The organism is Rhodococcus sp. 14-2496-1d (assembly GCF_002259365.1).
Classification (GTDB): Bacteria; Actinomycetota; Actinomycetes; order Mycobacteriales; family Mycobacteriaceae; genus Rhodococcoides.
In genome coordinates, this window is sequence record NZ_NPFV01000016.1 from 97,836 (window position 1) to 115,931 (window position 18,096).

The 18,096-nt window shown below is 65.0% G+C and carries 15 protein-coding genes; 5 read left to right on the plus strand and 10 right to left on the minus strand.

Annotation, left to right across the window (positions count from 1 at the left end):
• Window positions 1–15 precede the first annotated feature (15 nt).
• Genes CH296_RS11490 through CH296_RS11500 form a run of 3 tightly spaced genes read right to left on the minus strand, consistent with a single transcriptional unit; the run spans window position 16 to window position 4,756 of the window.
• Complete coding sequence (locus CH296_RS11490; RefSeq protein WP_032395486.1) at window positions 16–1,182, minus strand: acyl-CoA dehydrogenase family protein; 1,167 nt, start codon at window positions 1,180–1,182, stop codon at window positions 16–18.
• On the minus strand, window positions 1,179–3,173 hold the full coding sequence (locus CH296_RS11495) for an acetyl/propionyl/methylcrotonyl-CoA carboxylase subunit alpha (protein ID WP_094684855.1): 1,995 nt from the start codon (window positions 3,171–3,173) through the stop codon (window positions 1,179–1,181). Before CH296_RS11495 ends, CH296_RS11490 begins: the two co-directional genes overlap by 4 nt.
• 5 nt (window positions 3,174–3,178) lie before the next feature.
• Window positions 3,179–4,756: a carboxyl transferase domain-containing protein gene (locus tag CH296_RS11500; RefSeq protein WP_094646501.1), complete on the minus strand. Its 1,578-nt coding sequence runs from the start codon at window positions 4,754–4,756 to the stop codon at window positions 3,179–3,181.
• 114 nt (window positions 4,757–4,870) lie between these two features.
• On the opposite strand from CH296_RS11500, the gene CH296_RS11505 reads away from it, so the two are divergent.
• Window positions 4,871–5,473, plus strand: a complete 603-nt coding sequence (locus CH296_RS11505; RefSeq protein ID WP_094646502.1) for a TetR/AcrR family transcriptional regulator — start codon at window positions 4,871–4,873, stop codon at window positions 5,471–5,473.
• An 80-nt stretch (window positions 5,474–5,553) separates the two neighbouring features.
• Here the strand turns inward: CH296_RS11505 and CH296_RS11510 are convergent, their stop codons facing one another.
• Complete coding sequence (locus CH296_RS11510) at window positions 5,554–6,606, minus strand: DUF3068 domain-containing protein (RefSeq protein ID WP_179277703.1); 1,053 nt, start codon at window positions 6,604–6,606, stop codon at window positions 5,554–5,556.
• A 186-nt stretch (window positions 6,607–6,792) separates the two neighbouring features.
• On the opposite strand from CH296_RS11510, the gene CH296_RS11515 reads away from it, so the two are divergent.
• Genes CH296_RS11515 through CH296_RS11525 form a run of 3 tightly spaced genes read left to right on the plus strand, consistent with a single transcriptional unit; the run spans window position 6,793 to window position 10,460 of the window.
• Window positions 6,793–8,154, plus strand: a complete 1,362-nt coding sequence (locus CH296_RS11515; RefSeq protein ID WP_094681646.1) for an MFS transporter — start codon at window positions 6,793–6,795, stop codon at window positions 8,152–8,154.
• Window positions 8,155–8,181: 27 nt separating this feature from the next.
• Entirely contained in the window at window positions 8,182–9,306 is a 1,125-nt protein-coding gene (locus tag CH296_RS11520) for a HoxN/HupN/NixA family nickel/cobalt transporter (protein WP_082073880.1), read from the plus strand.
• A 53-nt stretch (window positions 9,307–9,359) separates the two neighbouring features.
• Window positions 9,360–10,460 (plus strand): lipase family protein, encoded by a 1,101-nt coding sequence (locus CH296_RS11525; protein ID WP_094646589.1) that lies wholly within the window; start codon window positions 9,360–9,362, stop codon window positions 10,458–10,460.
• Here the strand turns inward: CH296_RS11525 and CH296_RS11530 are convergent.
• The 4 genes from CH296_RS11530 to CH296_RS11545 are packed head-to-tail and all read right to left on the minus strand — an operon-like array spanning window position 10,457 to window position 14,932.
• Window positions 10,457–11,272, minus strand: coding sequence for an SDR family oxidoreductase (locus CH296_RS11530; protein ID WP_032395481.1), 816 nt, complete (start codon window positions 11,270–11,272; stop codon window positions 10,457–10,459). The genes CH296_RS11525 and CH296_RS11530 overlap by 4 nt on opposite strands.
• On the minus strand, window positions 11,269–12,870 hold the full coding sequence (locus CH296_RS11535) for a bifunctional 3-(3-hydroxy-phenyl)propionate/3-hydroxycinnamic acid hydroxylase (protein ID WP_094684792.1): 1,602 nt from the start codon (window positions 12,868–12,870) through the stop codon (window positions 11,269–11,271). The genes CH296_RS11530 and CH296_RS11535 overlap by 4 nt, the downstream gene beginning before the upstream one ends.
• Window positions 12,867–13,802 (minus strand): fumarylacetoacetate hydrolase family protein, encoded by a 936-nt coding sequence (locus tag CH296_RS11540; protein ID WP_032395480.1) that lies wholly within the window; start codon window positions 13,800–13,802, stop codon window positions 12,867–12,869. Before CH296_RS11540 ends, CH296_RS11535 begins: the two co-directional genes overlap by 4 nt.
• The gene (locus CH296_RS11545; protein ID WP_032395479.1) at window positions 13,799–14,932 is read right to left on the minus strand and encodes a VOC family protein; all 1,134 of its coding nucleotides are present in this window, start codon (window positions 14,930–14,932) and stop codon (window positions 13,799–13,801) included. The genes CH296_RS11540 and CH296_RS11545 overlap by 4 nt, the downstream gene beginning before the upstream one ends.
• Before the next feature lie 124 nt (window positions 14,933–15,056).
• On the opposite strand from CH296_RS11545, the gene CH296_RS11550 reads away from it, so the two are divergent.
• Window positions 15,057–15,710, plus strand: a complete 654-nt coding sequence (locus tag CH296_RS11550; RefSeq protein ID WP_032395478.1) for a TetR/AcrR family transcriptional regulator — start codon at window positions 15,057–15,059, stop codon at window positions 15,708–15,710.
• Between the two features lie 19 nt (window positions 15,711–15,729).
• Here the strand turns inward: CH296_RS11550 and CH296_RS11555 are convergent, their stop codons facing one another.
• Together CH296_RS11555 and CH296_RS11560 are read right to left on the minus strand one after the other, a co-directional pair.
• The gene (locus CH296_RS11555; protein WP_094684793.1) at window positions 15,730–16,563 is read right to left on the minus strand and encodes an SDR family NAD(P)-dependent oxidoreductase; all 834 of its coding nucleotides are present in this window, start codon (window positions 16,561–16,563) and stop codon (window positions 15,730–15,732) included.
• The gene (locus CH296_RS11560; RefSeq protein ID WP_094684794.1) at window positions 16,560–18,095 is read right to left on the minus strand and encodes an NAD(P)/FAD-dependent oxidoreductase; all 1,536 of its coding nucleotides are present in this window, start codon (window positions 18,093–18,095) and stop codon (window positions 16,560–16,562) included. The genes CH296_RS11555 and CH296_RS11560 overlap by 4 nt, the downstream gene beginning before the upstream one ends.
• Window position 18,096: the final 1 nt, after the last annotated feature.

An 18,096-nucleotide genomic window follows, 5' to 3' on the forward strand; every position in this document is an offset into this window, starting at 1 on the left:
GAATCCGCTTGTCGCTCACAGTCCCAGGCTCCGGGCGATCAGCATCAGCTGCACCTCGGTTGTGCCCTCACCGATTTCGAGGATCTTGCTGTCGCGGTAGTGACGGGCGACGACGTATTCGTTCATGAAACCGTAGCCGCCGTGGATCTGCGTGGCGTCGCGCGCGTTGTCCATGGCCGCTTCGGAGGCGACGAGCTTGGCGATGGATGCGGCCTTCTTGAACGGCTTGCCCGCCAACATCAGTGCTGCCGCGTCGTAGTACGCGGTGCGCGCGGTGTGGGCGCGTGCCTCCATGCGGGCGATCTTGAACGAGATCGCCTGATTGCGCGCGATCGGAGCGCCGAACGCCTCACGTTCCTTGGCGTACTTCACGCTCTCGTCGACGCAGCCCTGCGCGGCACCGACCGATACCGCGGCGATCGCGATGCGACCCTCGTCGAGGATGTGCAGGAAGTTCGCGTACCCGCGACCCTCCTGGCCCAGCAGGTTCTCCTGGGGTACGCGCACATCGGTGAAGCTCAGCGGATGCGTGTCGGAGGCGTTCCAGCCGACCTTGTTGTATGCCGCTTCGGCGACGAACCCGGGGGTGTTCGTGGGAACGAGGATCGACGAGATCTGCTTGCGTCCGGTCGCCTCGTCGACGCCGGTCACCGCGGTGACGGTGACGAGCTCGGTGATATCGGTGCCGGAGTTGGTGATGAATTGCTTGCTGCCGTTGATGATCCAGTCGCCGCCGTCACGCTTGGCGGTGGTCTTGGTGCCGCCCGCGTCGCTGCCGGCACCCGGCTCGGTCAGACCGAACGCGGCCAAGGCCTTGCCTGCGGTGAGCTTGGGCAGCCACTGCTCCTTCTGCGCGTCGTTGCCGAAGCGGTACACCGGCATGGCACCGAGCGAGACGCCGGCTTCGAGCGTCATCGCGACGCTCTGGTCGACCTTGCCGAGCTCCTCGAGGGCCAGGCAGAGGGCGAAGTAGTCGCCGCCCATTCCGCCGTACTCCTCGGGAAACGGCAGACCGAACAGGCCCATCTCGGCCATCCCGGCGACGACCTCGTACGGGAAAGAGTGCTCGGCATCGTGTTTCGCCGAGACCGGGGCCACGACCGTCCGGGTGAAGTCGGCGACGGACTTCACCAGTTGCTGGTACTCGTCGGGCAGATTCGCGGATGACAGGTGATCGGTCATGGCTGGTCCTCTTCGGTGGGTGTGGGAACGATTCGGGCGAGGATCTGATCGACGCGGACCTGATCGCCCACTGCAACAGTGAGTTCGACCGTGCCGTCGATCGGGGTGGTCAGAGTGTGTTCCATCTTCATCGCCTCGACGACGACCACGGCGGTGCCCGCGGTGACCGCACTGCCGGTGGTCGTTCCGATCGCGATGATCGAACCCGGCATCGGCGAGAGGATTTCGGCGTCACCGGAGTGCGCATCGTCCTCGCGGACGCTCGCCTCGGCAATCCGATCGATGCGCCAGGTGCCGCGAGAACTGGAAATCCAGGTGGCCGAGCCGCTTCGGGCGAAGGTCATCGACTCGCGTAGACCGTCGATCGCCAGATTCACGGAATCCTCGGTGGCCGTTGCCCGGAGGGTGCGCGGCAATCCGTCGTCGACGACGACCGTCGCCGCGTCGAGTGATCCGGCGATGGACACGTGCGCCGTCCGACCTCCGGACGCGACGCGACGGTGGAACGAAGCCTTCGCGCCGACTCTCCAACCCGATGGTGTTGCCCAGATATCCTGTCCCGCAGCCTGCCACGCGTCGAGCCACTGCACGGCGGTGGCGGCGATCAGCGCCTCGTCGGTCGCCTCGGCCGCTGCGAAGTCCTCGACGCGACGGTCGAGCAGTCCGGTGTCGAGATTGCCGGCACGAACATCGTTGTCGGCGAGCAGGAACCGGGCGAACTCGATATTGGTGACGACTCCGAGTACCGCGGTGTCGGCCAGTGCACGATCGAGAGTGCGCAGTGCGGCTGCTCGATCGGGTCCGTGAGCGATGACCTTCGAGAGCATGGGGTCGTAGTTGCTACCCACCTCCGTGCCGACGGCAAGACCGGAGTCGACTCGAATCCCCGGCGCCGATGGCTCGCGCAGTCCGACAACGGTGCCGCCGGTGGGGAGGAATCCGCGGCCGGGATCCTCGGCGTAGACGCGGGCCTCGATCGCATGTCCGGTGAGCGTGATCTCGTCCTGCGCGAGAGTCAGGGGCTCGCCCGACGCCACCCGTACCTGCCATTCGACGAGGTCGAGGCCGGTGACCATCTCGGTGACCGGGTGCTCGACCTGCAGGCGAGTGTTCATCTCCATGAAGAAGAACTCGTCGGGGCGGTCGGCCGAGACGATGAATTCGACTGTGCCTGCACCGGAGTAGTCGACACTGCGGGCGGTGTTGCAGGCCGCCTCGCCGATGCGTGCACGGGCTGCTTCGTCGAGCAAGGGGGACGGTGCCTCCTCGATGACCTTCTGGTGCCTGCGCTGCAGGCTGCATTCGCGTTCACCGAGGTGGATGACGTTGCCGTGTTCGTCGGCGAGAATCTGCACCTCGATGTGCCGGGGCCGCAACACGAATCGCTCGAGGAAGAGTGTGTCGTCTCCGAACGACGAGGCCGCTTCCCTGCGGGCGCTGGTCAACGCGGCGGGTAGGTCCTCGGCGCGCTCGACCAGACGCATACCCTTTCCGCCGCCCCCTGCGGAGGGTTTGACCAGCACCGGGAATCCGACGTCGGGAGCGCCGGCGATGAGGTCGGCGTCGGTGAGGCCGGGACGGGAGATACCGGGGACGACGGGGACCCCGAAGGCGCTGACCGCGGCCTTGGCGGCGATCTTGTCGCCCATCACTTCGATGGCTTTCGCCGGCGGCCCCAGAAAGGCGATTCCGGCTTCGGCACAGGCGGATGCGAACTCGGAGTTCTCGGAGAGAAATCCGTATCCCGGATGAATGCCCTGCGCTCCTGTGGCTTTCGCGGCCGCGATCACCTTGGCGATGTCGAGGTAGCTCTCGCGGGCGTTGGCGGGACCGAGGCGTACCGCGGTATCGGCCTCGTGGACGTGGCGGGCGTCGACGTCGGCGTCGCTGTAGACGGCAACGGTGCGAATCCCCATGCGGCGCAGCGTTCGCGCCACCCGCACGGCGATCTCGCCGCGATTGGCGATCAGAACGGTGTCTATCGTGGTCATGTCCGTCACATCCTGAAAACGCCGTAGGAGACCGGCTCGAGCGGTGCATTGGCGCACGCTGCGAGGGCCAGTCCGAGTACCTGCCTGGTATCGGCCGGGTCGATGATGCCGTCGTCCCACAGGCGGGCCGTCGAATAGTAGGGGTTGCCCTGGCTCTCGTACTGCTCGCGAATCGGAGCCTTGAACGATTCCTGGTCCTCGTCGCTCCACGGTTTTCCCGCCGCATCGAGTTGTTCGCTGCGCACCGTCGCGAGCACCGACGCCGCCTGCTCGCCGCCCATCACCGAGATTCGCGCGTTGGGCCACATGAACAGAAAGCGCGGTGAATACGCTCTGCCGCACATCGAGTAGTTCCCTGCACCGTAGGAACCGCCGATGACGACGGTGATCTTGGGGACGCGGGCACACGCCACCGCGGTGACCATCTTCGCGCCGTGTTTTGCGATGCCGCCTGCCTCGTAGTCGCGGCCGACCATGAAGCCCGAGATGTTCTGCAGGAAGACGAGCGGGATACTGCGCTTGTCGCACAGTTCGATGAAATGTGCGCCCTTCATGGCAGATTCGGCGAACAGCACACCGTTGTTGGCGATGATGCCGACGGGATGACCGTGAAGGTGGGCGAACCCGGTGACGAGTGTCTTGCCGTATTCGGCCTTGAACTCGTCGAATTCGCCGCCGTCGACCACCCGGGTGATCACCTCACGCACGTCGTACGGCGTGCGAGGATCGGTGGGTACGACGTCGTAGAGCTCGGTCTGGTCGGCTACCGGGTCACGCGTCGTGACGACGTCCCACGGCCGGGGTGTGCGGGGCCCGAGCGTGGAGACGATGCGGCGTACGCGATGCAATGCGTCTCGGTCGTCCTCGGCGAGGTGGTCGGTGACGCCCGAGATCTTCGAATGGAGATCACCACCGCCGAGTTCTTCTGCCGTGACGACCTCGCCGGTCGCTGCCTTCACCAGTGGCGGTCCGCCGAGGAAGATGGTGCCCTGGTTCTTGACGATGATGGCCTCGTCGCTCATCGCCGGCACGTAGGCGCCGCCTGCTGTACACGAGCCCATGACGGCGGCGATCTGCGCAATTCCTTTGGCGCTCATGGTCGCCTGGTTGAAGAAGATGCGGCCGAAGTGATCGCGATCGGGGAACACCTCGTCCTGGCGTGGCAGGAACGCGCCGCCCGAGTCGACGAGGTAGATGCACGGCAGGGTGTTCTGTAGGGCGATCTCCTGCGCGCGCAGGTGCTTCTTCACCGTCATGGGGTAGTAGGTGCCGCCCTTGACGGTGGCGTCGTTGGCGACGATCACGCATTCGCGACCGGAAACGCGTCCGATGCCGGCGATCACTCCCGCGCCGGGGCACTCGTCGTCGTAGAGACCGTTGGCAGCCAGTGGTGCTATCTCCAGGAACGGGCTGCCTGGATCGAGCAGCTCGTCGACGCGGTCGCGGGGGAGCAGTTTGCCGCGCGCGATGTGTCGTTCCCGGGATTTCTCGCTACCGCCGAGCGCCGCCGCGGCGAGCCGTGCGGCCAGCTCGCTGGTGAGCAGCTCGTGATCTGCCCGGTTGGCAGCAATATCGATTGCCATGAGGTGCACGCCTTAGGGGTTGGACGCCGGTGTCACAGGAGTTCAGTTAATGGTTGATAACTGACATCATAGTAAACTACGATTAACCGAGAGTCCAGGGTCGAGGGGGAGTCAGTGCAGGAGTTGGAGGCGAAGCCCACCACGGTGCGTGAGCAGCGCAAGGCCGAGCGTCGGCAGCAGTTGCTCGACGCCGCGGCGTCACTGTTCGCCGAACGCGGATTCACCTCGGTGCGCCTCGAGGATCTGGGCGCGGCAGTCGGTGTCAGCGGACCCGCCGTCTACCGTCACTTCCCGAACAAGGAGGCCGTGCTCGTCGAGCTGATGGTCGGGATCTCGGGGTATCTGCTCGACGGTGGCCGTGCGGTGGTCGATCGTGGTGGGGCTGCCGTGGACGCGTTGTCCGCGTTGGTCGAGTTCCACCTCGACTTCGCCTTCGACACACCGGCCTTCATCAGAATCCAGGATCGCGACCTGCAGAGTCTGCCCGAGGGCGCTCGACGCAAGGTACGCCGAATGCAGCGCGAGTACGTCGAACTGTGGGTCGAGGTCCTGTGCGCCGTCGACCCGACGTCGAACGAAGCCGACGCTCGCACTGCGGCACACGGCGTGTTCGGTCTGATCAATTCGACGCCTTACAGCGCGGGGCGCAGTCCGTCACGTACTGCCAGGCCCGTCTTGCGAGCAATGGCGCTGAGGGCGTTGGGGCTTCCTGCCTGACGCACCGACCTGAGTGTCCACAACGTGCCCACACGATCGCGATCCCGCTTGCGGATCCGAATAGTGGACGCCGAGCGCACCTACACCGACGCGCGCTCGGATTCGTCCGCTCGCTGTGGGGTGGGCTCGGGCGAACGCGCGCGACGGGATCCGATCACTCCGGCGGCGACGGCACCGACGAGACAGGCTCCACCGACCGCGTATCCCAGGAGTGGTCCGCGAGACGTCAACCAGGCCAGGCTGTTCGCAGCGTCGCGTGCGGAGTTCACCTGCTCCAGGCGACCCGTCTCGTTCAGAGCGAGTGACGCCTTGAAGATGGTGACCTCGGGGACCTGCGGATCTCTCGCGAAGTACTGGTACGGGGTTTCTCTGCCCCACACCAGACTTCCGCTTCTGGGTTCGACGTAGATGTCGCGAACGTTGGAGTACCACCGCTTCATCGTGATCGGTTCGTCCCCGTCGCCCAGTCCCCACTTCGATGCCGGGAGGGTCACCGAGTTGATCGGTGACTGTGTCGTGGTCGACAGGTCGGCTTCGGTCACGATCGATCGGAAGTGATAGATCGGCAGACCTTCCATGGTGATCTCCTCGACGAAGTTCGCCTCGAAGCTCGTCCACGCCGTCGAGTCGTAGACCGTGTACGTGATCGGCTGGGTATCGAAGGGGAATCGATGCTGTAACCCCCTGCGCGGCAGCGGAATAGCGGGTGAATCGACGGTGGTCTGCAATGACCCCGCCGGCTCGACGGGTAGGCCGGTGCGTCGGTCGCTGGTCACTCGATCCACCGAGGCGGTCAGCAGGCCTTCATCGCCGCCCCGGTCGGCGCGTCGCACCGTGGCTCCGACCTGGAAGGTGACGCGGTCTGCGTCGGAGGGATCCTCCACGGTGATGTACCGCTGGAGAACGAGGGGAACATCGGTTGCGATCGACAAGGGCCCCGGGCCGGCGATCGTCTTCGAGTCGAGGACCTCGCCGCCCGCTCCGTCTGCCGTGGTGGCCACTGTCGTGGCGGCGATGTCGAGGGGAGTGACCGCCAGACGGTCGTACACGAGGGTGGGCAGCAGAAGCGCAACGACGATCGCGAAGGATCCCAGACCTGCGAGCAGGCACATCGCGATTCTCACCCGTGACATGAACTTCGTCCCCACTGTTTTCGACTTCGGCCTTCTCATCCTGCCGTGACGAAAGCGTCGAATGTCCGCTTCCGCGTTGTGACCTGTCAGCACGTTCGAGGGAAATGACAGAGACATCAACCGATGTTGAGATTGTGCCCGGCGGTGCACACTGGTTTCGAACGACGCTGAATCGAGGGACGACGCATGGCGACCGGTATCGATCCAGGCCCAGTGGTCGATCGCGGCAGCCGTTGGCGAACCATCGGGACGCTGCGGTCCGGGCCCGGGTCTGCTCTTCTTCCCTTCGGCTGGGGACCGGCGATCGTGTTGGTCCTCGTGGCCTTCGTGGACCGGATCGAATTCAGCCTCGTTGCCGCCGTTCTCCCTCAGCTTCAGGCCGAATGGGGTTTCGGCGACGCAGTGGCGGGATCGCTGCCCAGTGCATCTGCGATCGCCGCGGGCGTTCTGGCGATACCGGCTGCGTATTTCGCCGATCGTCACGATCGCGGCAGGATCGTGACCTGGGTGGTCGTTCTGTGGTCTCTGGCGACGCTGGGTTCCGCGCTTGCGCCCACGTTCCTGATCTTCTACCTCGTGCGGGTCGGTCTTGCCGCCGCGGAGGCGGTGGACAACCCGGCGAGCGCGAGCCTGCTTGCCGACTTCTATCCGCCCGCAACACGATCCACCGCGTTCGGTTGGTGGCGAACCTCGGCGTATCTGGGCGGTGCCGGCATCGTTCTGGGTGGTGTGCTGGCGGACTGGCTGGGCTGGCGCGGGGCGTTCATGGTCATGACGATCCCGGGACTGCTTGTCGCAGTGCTCGTCTCACGTCTGAAGGAACCGGAACGCGGATACGCCGACAGGTTGGCGGCCCGCGCGGACCCGAGCCTGGAGGCTCCCACGCCGTCCGGCCCGCTTGCCGCCCAGCTCCGCCGACTGCTGCCCATCCGAACGCTGTGGTTCACCGGTGCGGCTCTGACGGTCATGAGCCTGTCGATCGGTGGCCTGACCTTCTGGCTTCCGAGTCTGCTGCAACGCCGGTACGGCCTGTCCGAATCGGCAGCCGCGACGGCGGGCGGTGGAATGACGCTTGTAGGAATCGTTCTCGGCACGCTCGTCGCGGCGATGGCAACCCGAAGGGCCGTGATCGGGACCAGCCTCGCCCAGTGGCGAGTAGTGCTGGGTGGTGGCGGAATTCTCCTCGGCAGTGTGTTCATGTCGATTGCGCTCGGCATGAACGCCATGGTGGTGTTCGTCGTACTTCTCACCGTCTTCGCCTTCTTCTCGGCTTTTGCCCTCCCCACGCTCACCGCATGTGTCGCCGACGTGGTCCCGGCCCGGGATCGGGGTCTGGGATTCGGCATGCTTCAGATCGCCGCGACCGCGGGCGGTGCCGTCGGGCCGCTTCTGGTCGGCGTGGTGTCCGACGCGGCCGATTCACTCACCGTCGGCCTGGTTCCGCTGCTACCGCTGTTGGCCGTCGGCGGGATCTTGGCTCTCCTTGCCTACTGGTCCGTCGAACCCGATGCGCGACGCGTCCTGGCCGCGGCCGCGCAGGAAGAGTAATTCGTTGTCGTCGGCCACAATGTCTCCATGACGATTGAGCTTTCGCGCGCCGAGGTCGGCCGACGGCAGAGTCGATTCACTCTCGACGAGATTCCCCGCCTGTTGGCGATGGCAGGCTTCGTAGCCGCTCTGCACGTGATCGGATGGGGGTTGTTCACGCACTACGACTCCATCCCGAGCATCCATGGACTCACCGGGGCCGACGGCACCCTCGTGTACGCCGGAGCAGGCGTGTTGGCGTACACACTCGGACTCAGGCACGCCTTCGACGCCGATCACATCGCGGCCATCGACGACACCACCCGCTTTCTGCTGCAGAAGGGCAAGCGGCCGTTGGCCGTCGGGCTCTTCTTCTCACTCGGTCATTCGACGGTCGTGTTCGTCTTCGTCGCCGCTATCGCCTTCGTCGCGTCCCAGGCCACGGCGTTCCAGGACGCATTCGCCGGAGTCGGCGGCATCATCGGCACGCTCGTGTCCGGAACGTTCCTGTATCTCATCGCAGCGTTGAACATCGCCGTGCTCGCGGGAATCGTCGGAGTCTGGCGACGCGCGAAACGAGGTGAGTTCACCGAAGCCGGCCTCGACGAGTTGCTGGCCAAGCGTGGACTGATGAATCGACTGTTCCGCGGCCGCTACGACAAGCTGATCAACCACTCGTGGCAGATGTACCCGCTGGGTCTGCTGTTCGGGCTGGGATTCGACACCGCTACTCAGGTCGGTCTGCTTGCGATCGCAGGCACGACGGCCATGGCAGGCGGACTTCCGCCGATGGCGATCATCGCGCTGCCGGTTCTGTTCGCCGCGGGCATGACCACGATGGACACCATCGACGGCATCTTCATGTCCAAGGCGTACGGATGGGCGTTCGTGACGCCGGTGCGCAAGATCTACTACAACATGACGATGACGGGACTGTCCGTCTTCGTGGCATTGGTGATCGGCACGGTGCAGTTGTTGTCGCTGCTCGCCGAGCAGTTCGAGCTGACCGGCGGCCTGTGGGACGCGCTGGCCGTCATCGATCTCAATCTGGCCGGCCAACTCGTCGTCGGCACGTTCTTCGTCGTGTGGATCGGTGCGGTCGTGTATTACAAGGTGGCGCGCATCGACGAACGCGGTGGCTTCGCGCACTCGAACGGAATGGAGACCCAGTGACCTCTCGTCGTCGGATCGGTGCTCTCGCAGTTGCCGCGACTGTCGCGTCGAGCATGGTGACGGTGCTGCTGGCCGCACCTGCTTCCGCAGCACCGGCGATCACTCAGGAGATCGGCGACGTCGTCTCGACTCGTGATCTGCCGCAGGAACTGTGGGTTCCCGGCGCGGCCTCGGCCGAAGTGCTCACCTACGTCACCACCGACACGTTCGGCGACAAAGCGCTGAGCACCGGCACCGTCTTCCTGCCGCCCGGCACGCCGCCCGCGGGTGGTTGGCCGGTGATCTCGTGGGCCCACGGCACATCCGGTCTTGGGGATTCGTGTGCGCCGTCGATGATCGGTCCGGCGTACGCCGAGCGCGATCTGCCGTACCTGGGAAACTGGCTCGCGCAGGGTTACGCCATCGTGGCCAGCGACTATGCCGGCCTCGGAACACCCGGCTTGCCGACGTATCTCGACGGTCGAACCACGGCACACAACGTCGTGGACATGGTCAAGGCGGGCCGCAACCACAGCGAAGCCCTGTCGCGATCCTGGGTGGCCGTCGGCCAATCGCAGGGCGGCGGAGCAGCGATCTACACCGCGCGGTACGCAACGGAATTCGGCGGCCCCGAGCTCGACTACCGAGGGGCGGTCGGCACCGGTACTCCCGCGTACATCGAGAAATTGGTCTCGATCGGTGCACCGGGCGTTCCGCCGGTGGAGCTGCCGTCGGGACTGACCGCCTACGTCGCGTACATCGGCGCATCACTGCGCTACGCGCATCCCGAGCTCGGACTGGACAACATCCTGACCCCGCTCGGAAAGAAGTACGCAGACCTGGCCGAGACGGAGTGCGTATCGGACTTCGAGGAACAACTCGACGGTGTGACGATCGGCGACTTCTTCACCGCGCCACTGACGAGCCTGCCCAATTTCACGGCCGTGCTCGACGATTACATGGCGATGCCCGAAACAGGATTCGACAAGCCCTTCTTCATGGGAAACGGTCTGCAGGACATCGACGTTCCGTTTCCGACCACCGCGGCCTACGTCGCGCGTCTGACCGCCAACGGTCAGCCGGTGACGTTCCGGGCCTACAACACCGACCACAGTGGAGCCCTCGTCCAGTCACAGGCCGACACGATCCCGTTCGTCGCAGGACTGCTTCGCTAGCCGACCGGGCGTTTGCCGGGCAATCCGTATGCGCGGGCCGTGAACTTCTCGAGCACGGTGCGTGGTAGCAACCGCTTGGCGAGAAACACTGCGGGCGCATTGCTGCCGACGGCGTAGATCGGGAGGGTCTTCTTGTCCTCGACCGCTCTCAGCACGGTCTTCGCGACCGTCTCGGCCGTAATGCCCTGTGCCTCCTTGGCGTCGAGCTTCGCGATCACCGTGGTGAAATCGCGTAGGTAGGGCGAATGCGGTCCGCAGTACTTGGTGCGACGGGCGGACAGGCCGGTGGCGATCGAGCCGGGTTCGACTGTGGTGATGTCGATTCCGTACGGTTCGAGCTCGAACCGTGCCGCCGTGCTGAAGCCCTTGATCGCGGCCTTGGTTGCGGCGTACGAGGAACGGTAGGCCAGGGGGAAGCTCGCGAGCATCGAGCCGATGTTGACGATTCTGCCGCGGCCGCGCTCACGCATGGCCGGCAATACGGCCTGGGTCAACTCGATCGCGCCGAACACGTTGAGCTGAAACAACCGAGTGATCGCCTCGATGGGGAGTTCTTCGAGTGGGCCGCACTGGCTTTCGCCTGCGTTGTTGATCAGCACATCGATCGGGGAGTCGCCGAGTTCGTCCACGAACGCACGGATCGATTGCGGATCCGTCAGGTCCAGATCGCGGTAGTCGACCCCCGGGATCGGGGTGGCCACCTTCGAGCTGTTACGGCTGGTGCCGATGACGTGATAGCCGCGGGCGATGAGAGTTTCGGCGACGGCCTCGCCGATTCCCGACGTCGCTCCGGTGACAAGTGCAGTGTTCATCTACGCCTCTTTGTTGCTGTGCGGGTAGGGCGCGGCTTCGTCGCAACGTGTGCCGGGCAGTCTCGCCGACGAAAAGCGGTGGTCGGTACCTTGGTGTGCAGGGAAGGTACCGAGGTGCCCGACGCCATGACGGTGCGGTCCGGTCGGACTATGGCAGCGACAGCATGCCCGCTGCGCAGCCAGGCCCCGAGATCCGACGACGCCGCCACCTCGACGACGACGGCTCCGCGACGTTCGACCTCTCGACGGTGCCCGATGGACAAGGGCGTCGACGAGACGAACAGGAATTGGCCGGGCGCGAGGTCGTCCAGGCGCATTCCATTGTCCAATGTGCTGTTGGGGCAGAGCTTTCCGGCCAGAGTGCGAACCGGCACGGGCGAACGCAACACGTACTGCGATCGGCCGAGTGACGGCGTGGTGCTGGCGGTGACCTTCGCGCCGATGAACGGCAGATACCCCAGAGCGGGTGCGATGTTCGTGCGCATGATGCCGGTGAGTCGGCTGCCGCCGGTCATGGCCCATCCGATCGCGACCGCCAACTCGATCATCTGCTTGGCGTGCGTCTTTCGTTCCGTCTCGTAGCTGTCGAGCGAGGTTTCCTTCAGATGCCCGTCGAGCACGCCGACGATCTTCCAGACCAGGTTGCGCGCATCTCGGAGCCCAGCGCCCATCCCCTGCCCGATGAAGGGCGGCGTCAGATGCGCGGAATCGCCCAGGAGGAAAACCCGGCGATCACGCCACCGGTCGGCCACCTGTGCCCGAAAGGTGTACTCGGCGCAGCGAATCAGCTCCATCTCGGGCTCGTCCACAGACTCCAGCCACGGCGCGATCAGTGGACCGATCGACGCCAGGTCGGTGAAGGCGTCCATGGTCTCGTCGTCGTGCAGACGGAATTCCCAGCGGTAGCGGGTGGGGCCGATGCGCATGTAGGTCGCCGATCGCTCGGAATCGCACACCTGGTGCACGCCGTCCCACTGATCGAGGTCCGCATCGGTGGCGATGTCGACCACCAACCATCGCTGTGCGAAGCCGAGATCGTGCATCTTCGAACCGATGGAGGCTCGAACGATGCTGTTGGCCCTGTCGCAGCCGAGTACGTAGTCGGCGGTCACCCAGTGTGGGGTCCCGTCCACGGTCGAGTCGTACCGGACCCGCACCGAATTCTTCAGATTCTGGACGTCGGTGATCTCGCAATTGCCGCGCATCTCCACGCACTCGAATTGTGAGATGTGTTTGCGCATCAGCTGTTCGAGATCGGGCTGATCGAACATGTTGGCCTGCGGATACCCGTGCGGTCGATCGTCGGGATCCCGCTCGAACTCGGCTAGCGTGCGGATCTGCTTGTCGCACAATCGCAGTCCGCGACCGGGGCGCGAGATTCCCGCGAAGTCCTCGGCCAGGCCGATATCGCCGAGAATGCGGAACACCTCGTCGTCGAGATGGACCGCGCGAGGCTGTGGGTAGACGTCCTCCCACCTGTCCAACACGAGGCAGGGCACGCCGTACCGACCCAGCAGCAACGCAGCGGTCATGCCCGTCGGACCGGCGCCGACGATCACCACGGGAAAGTGGCGACCGTCGGACGTGTTTTCGGTCATCGGTAGGAGACCCGGGTGCGCTGGACTCCCAGATCGAGGGCTCCGTCGGGAGTGGAGCACGTCAGTTCGAGCACGTCACCGTCCTTCAGAAACGCCGGATTCTTGGCCTGCTTCTTGAAGAAGACCTTCCACTTGACCGACGGCGGAACCAGCGATCCGATCATTTCGATCGGCTTGGCGGGGGCCTTCAGTGCGGTGCCCCCCGGCGTACCGGTGAGCAGTAGATCGCCCGGATCGATCCGCTGAAACTTGCTCAGCGCCTTCAGTGATTCGACCGGACGGTAGATCATGTCGGCGACCGTACTGTCCTGTCGGACCGAACCGTTGACGCGCAAGGTCAATGCGAGGTCTCCGAACCGGTCGAACTCGCCGGCCTCGAGCAGTACGAGGCGCGGCCCGACCGGCGTGAAGGTGGGGTACGACTTTCCCTCGTAGAACTGAGTTTTGGGCAACTGGACATCGCGCGCCGAGACGTCGTTGGTGATCACGAGCCCGGCCACGTACTCGGCCACGTTGGACGCGTCGATCTTGGTGCCGACGGTGAGGGTCTTGCCGAAGACCAAGCCGATCTCGATCTCGTAGTCCAGCAGTTTGACGTGCGCGGGCTTGATAACGTCGTCGGTGGGTCCACTGATGGAGCCCGAGGTCTTGCGGAAGAACGTCAGCGGCACCGTCTCGGGGTTCATTCCCGAGTCCTTCACATGCGAGACGAAGTTCGTCATGTTCGCCATGATTCGGCAGGGCGCGGTGACCGGCGAGATCGGCGACAACGTCTCCACGGCAACGACATCGGTGGACTCGCGCGCCGACTCGATGGCTGCTCGATCGGCGAGTAGCTCGGCGGTGGTGGTGGCCGAGGTGTCGATTCGGGACGCCCCGGCCGGGGTCTCCACCCACCAGGCGTCGGCGGTGCGCAGTACAGCGATGCTCATGAGGAAGCCACTTTCATCAGGCCGCGAAGGCGTTCGGTGTCGAATTCGTTGTCGGTGCGTAGCGAGGAGATGATCGATTTGAGCTCGTGCAGAGACGCTTTGCTCGGCGCGATCCCGAGGAAGTCCTTGGACGCAGGCGGCCCCCACTGAGCCAGGCCGGATGCGGTCATCGGTGCCCAGCCGGGCTCGAGGGAGCTGTCGAACATATCGCCGTCGCTGAAATGTTCCACCAGGAAACCGTCGGGATCCCGCCAGTAGTCGAAGATCTGGCTGCCCTGGATGTGCCTGCCGATACCCCACGAATGCCGGTACCCGCGCTGGGTCAGGTACTCCCCGCCCGCGGCGATGGCATCGAGATCCGACACCTGGTAGGCCGAGTGTACGTACCGGTTGGACGGACCGAGAGTCATTGCGAGAGTGTGATGATCGGCCGGAGTGTTGCCACGATCGCAGCGGATGAAGCTCATCACCGGACCGCGATCACGCTGGCCGTCGTAGTAGAGGAAGTCGCTGACGATCAGTCCGAGATGATGCAGGTACCAGTTCAGGTTCTCGAGGTAGCCGGTGCGCTGGAGCACCACGTGTCCCAGACGTTGGACTCGGGCGGGCTGACGCGGAGGCCGCTGCGTCGCATTGAGTCGGTAGCGCGGGTCGCCGAAGTTGTAGGTGTGCGCTGGCTGGCCGGGCAGCTCGGGATGCTCGGTGTACCCGGACACCACCTGGACGGGTTGTCCACCCGGGTCGGTGAGATTCACGGCGACACCGCCGAGTGTGTCGGGTAGTCGTTGGACGCGCTGCCCGGTGGCCTCGGCCAGCCTCATCAGGTCGGCATCGTCTGCGGCGGCGAAGGCTGCGCCCACGAAGCGTGTTCGCTTGCCGCGACGGATGATCACGCACGGTGCGCCGACGTGCGTACCTCGCAGATGGATCTCCTCCGGAGTGCGAAGCGAGACGGTGAAACCGAAGGCCACGGCGAACGCCTCGGCCTTGGTCAGATCCGGCTTGCGAAACTCCAGCCACGCGATGTCCCGAACCTTGATGATGGGATCCTTCGCGCGACCGGGGTGCTCGCCGGTGAGCGCGCCTTGGTCCACGTGCATGTCCTTGTGGCCGTCGACGTCCTGTGCCATTGAGCCTCCCTCGTTGGTGACAATATCGTCACCTATGACAGTGCCGTCAGTCAATAGTATTGACAGAATCGTCAGCCATGAGGAAGAGTCAGGCCGTCGACCAGCGCAGACAGAAGTAGGGACCATGACCGAAACCCCGAATCGACTCGAGCGCCGCAAGGCCCGCACGCGTGGAGCGTTGATCGAAGCGGCGCAGGGCTTCATCGCCCGCGGCGAACTGAACGCGCCGATCGCAGAGATCACCCAGGCCGCCGACGTGGGTATGGGGTCGTTCTACAACCACTTCGTCAGTCGAGAGCAGCTGTTCCAGTCGGCGGTCGACGGTGCCCTGGAGTTGCTGGGCGGCTACCTCGATTCGCTGACCGATGTCGACGCCGACCCCGCCGAGGCGTTCACTCGATCGTTTCGAATTTCCGGCCGACTCTTTCGCCTGCAACCAGAACTCAGCCGCGTGCTCATCCACTCCGGTCCCGAGTTGATCACCTCGCAGCACGGTCTCGGTCCACGTGCGGCACGGGACATCGTCGCCGGAGTCGATGCGGGGTACTTCCGGGTCGAGGACATACAGCTGTCCTTGGCTCTGGTGGCGGGCGCATTGCTCGGTCTGGGCCAGCTACTGCTCGAGCAACCTGATCGTGACGACAACGAGGCCGTGGATCGAATGGCGTACAGCGTGCTGCTCGCGCTGGGAATGTCCGACGCCGATGCGCGTGACCTGTGCGCCCGGCCGCTCCCGCCGATGAGTGACGTTCCCAGCGTGGACGGTGAGAGCGCATAGCCCACGCGGCTACGGAACGTCAGCGTGCGTGTGTCTCCTCCAGATCCCGGATGATCTGCGCAACCCGACGGTCCCGGACGAGGCTGCGTTCCAGAATCGGGTTGAGCATTCCCCGGAACCAGAAGTACGGAGTCCACACGGCAGGGGCGATCAATCGTGCCCGACGGGTCCGGACCGCGTGTACGAGCAACTCGGCGGCTCGCTGAGACGGCAGGCGTCGGCTCAGCGGCCACGGAAGAAATCCTCCGATTCGCCGACCGATCGGGTCGTCGTCGAGGGTGTGCCGTGCCAGATCGGTGTCCACCACTCCGAAGTACGCGAGACCGGCCGATGCGCCGACGGCAGCAAGTTCGATGCGCAGAGCGCGGCCCAGCTGTTCCACGGCCGCCTTGCTCACCATGTACGCGGACCCACCCATCCCGGGAGTGAATGCAGCGCAGGACGATACGAGCAGTATGTGTCCGCCGCTCGCGACGATCTCGTCGGCGGCGGCCCGCACGATGTTGAGGACGCCGCCGAAGTTCACCGCCATCACCGAGTCGAAGACGGCGCGGTCGATCGACCTGATGGTGGCCGGCGGCGGGGTGATCCCGGCATTGGCGATCACGATGTCGATGCGGCCGAACCTGTCGATCGTTGCCACGACGCAGTCCGCCATCGCTGCCGGATCGGTGACGTCACCGACGAGCAGAAGTGTCCTTTCCGTACCGGTCGGATCCGCGGGAAAATCTCGATCCACCACCGCGACAGACGCTCCCGCCGCGCGCAATCTCTCGACCGTCGCGGCTCCGATTCCACGCGCTCCGCCGGTGACCAGTGCCACCTTTCCCGCGAGTTCGATGGTGCCGCTCATGCGAGCTCCTTGCTGGTCGCGAGCATCGGATCTACCTCGGAAAGCGCACTGCGGCAGTGATAATGACGCAGTTCGATGGTGGACATACGCCGGGTGAAATTGCGTACCGAACCGGGCCAGTACGTCACGTTGCGTCCGGACGGGCTCAAGTAGTAACTGCTGCATCCTCCCGAGTTCCACACCGATCCCGCGAGACGCTCGTCGGTGTGATCCGCGAATTCGATCTGTGCCCGCATGCTGACCTCGAGGGTCGCCAGTGCGTTGTCGTCCATCGCGCGCAGTGCCGCAAGGATGTAGTTCACCTGAGCCTCGATGGTGACCACCTGGGAGGTGTACACCACGGAGTTGGGGCCGAGCAGCATGAAGAAATTCGGGAAGCCGTGCACCGTGGTGCCCCGGTACGACGACATTTCCCCGTCGGGCCAGTGGTCCGCCAACGACTTTCCGTCACGACCGACGATCCGCCGGAAGCCGGTGTGGCCGGACACGGTGAATCCCGTCCCGAGGACGATGGCATCGACCTGGTGCACGGTCCCGTCGGTGGTGACGATGCCCTCGGGCACGATCCGCGCGATGCTCGTGGTTTCGACGGCGACGTTCTCACGGCACAGGGCGGGGTAGAACTTGTTCGAGAACGTCGGTCGCTTGCAACCGAATTCGTAACCAGGTGTGAGCTTCTCGCGAAGTACAGGGTCCTTCACCTGACGACGGAGATGCGCGCGCCCCAATGCCGTGAGCGGTGCGAGCAACGATCGATGGCCGATGAGTCCGGGAACCAACGCTTCCTGGAACAGATCGAACGTGCGGCGCATCGCCCGCTGGGCCCGGGGGAACTTCCTGAGCAGGGACCTGCCGGCTTCGGAGATCGGCCGGTCGGGATGCGGAAGGATCCATGTCGGTGTCCGCTGGAACAGCGTCAGGTGCGCGGCCTCGGGGGCCAGACGCGGAACGAACTGCACCGCGGATGCTCCGGTGCCGATGACGGCGAGGCGTCGGCCCTGGGCGGAGTGCCGATGGTCCCACTTCGCCGAGTGGAACACGGTGCCCGAGAACGATTCCAGTCCTCCGATGTCGGGAGTTGCCGGTTCACTGAACGGGCCGAGTGCTCCGATGAGGATGCGCGCAGACCATGTTCCCTCGCTCGTCCGCACCACCCACTGGGCCTGTTCGTCGTTCCACGTCGCGTCGAGTACCTCGTGCCCGAAACGGATGCGATCGCGGATACCGAAACGATCGGTGCAATCGTTGAGATACGCCTCGATCTCGGGCTGAAGCGGGTAGAGCCGCGTCCAGTCGGGGTTGGGTGCGAACGAGAACGAATACAGCGCCGACGGAATATCGCACTGAGCACCGGGATAGGTGTTCACGTGCCACGTTCCACCGACCGCCGTATCGCGCTCGAAGATCAGAAAGTCGCTGCGGCCTTCCTGCTCGAGCCTGATCGCGGCCCCGAGGCCACCGAAGCCCGCGCCGATGATCGCGACGTCGGTGTGCGGTACGGGCGTGGCACTGTCGAATGGTGTTGCAGGCATG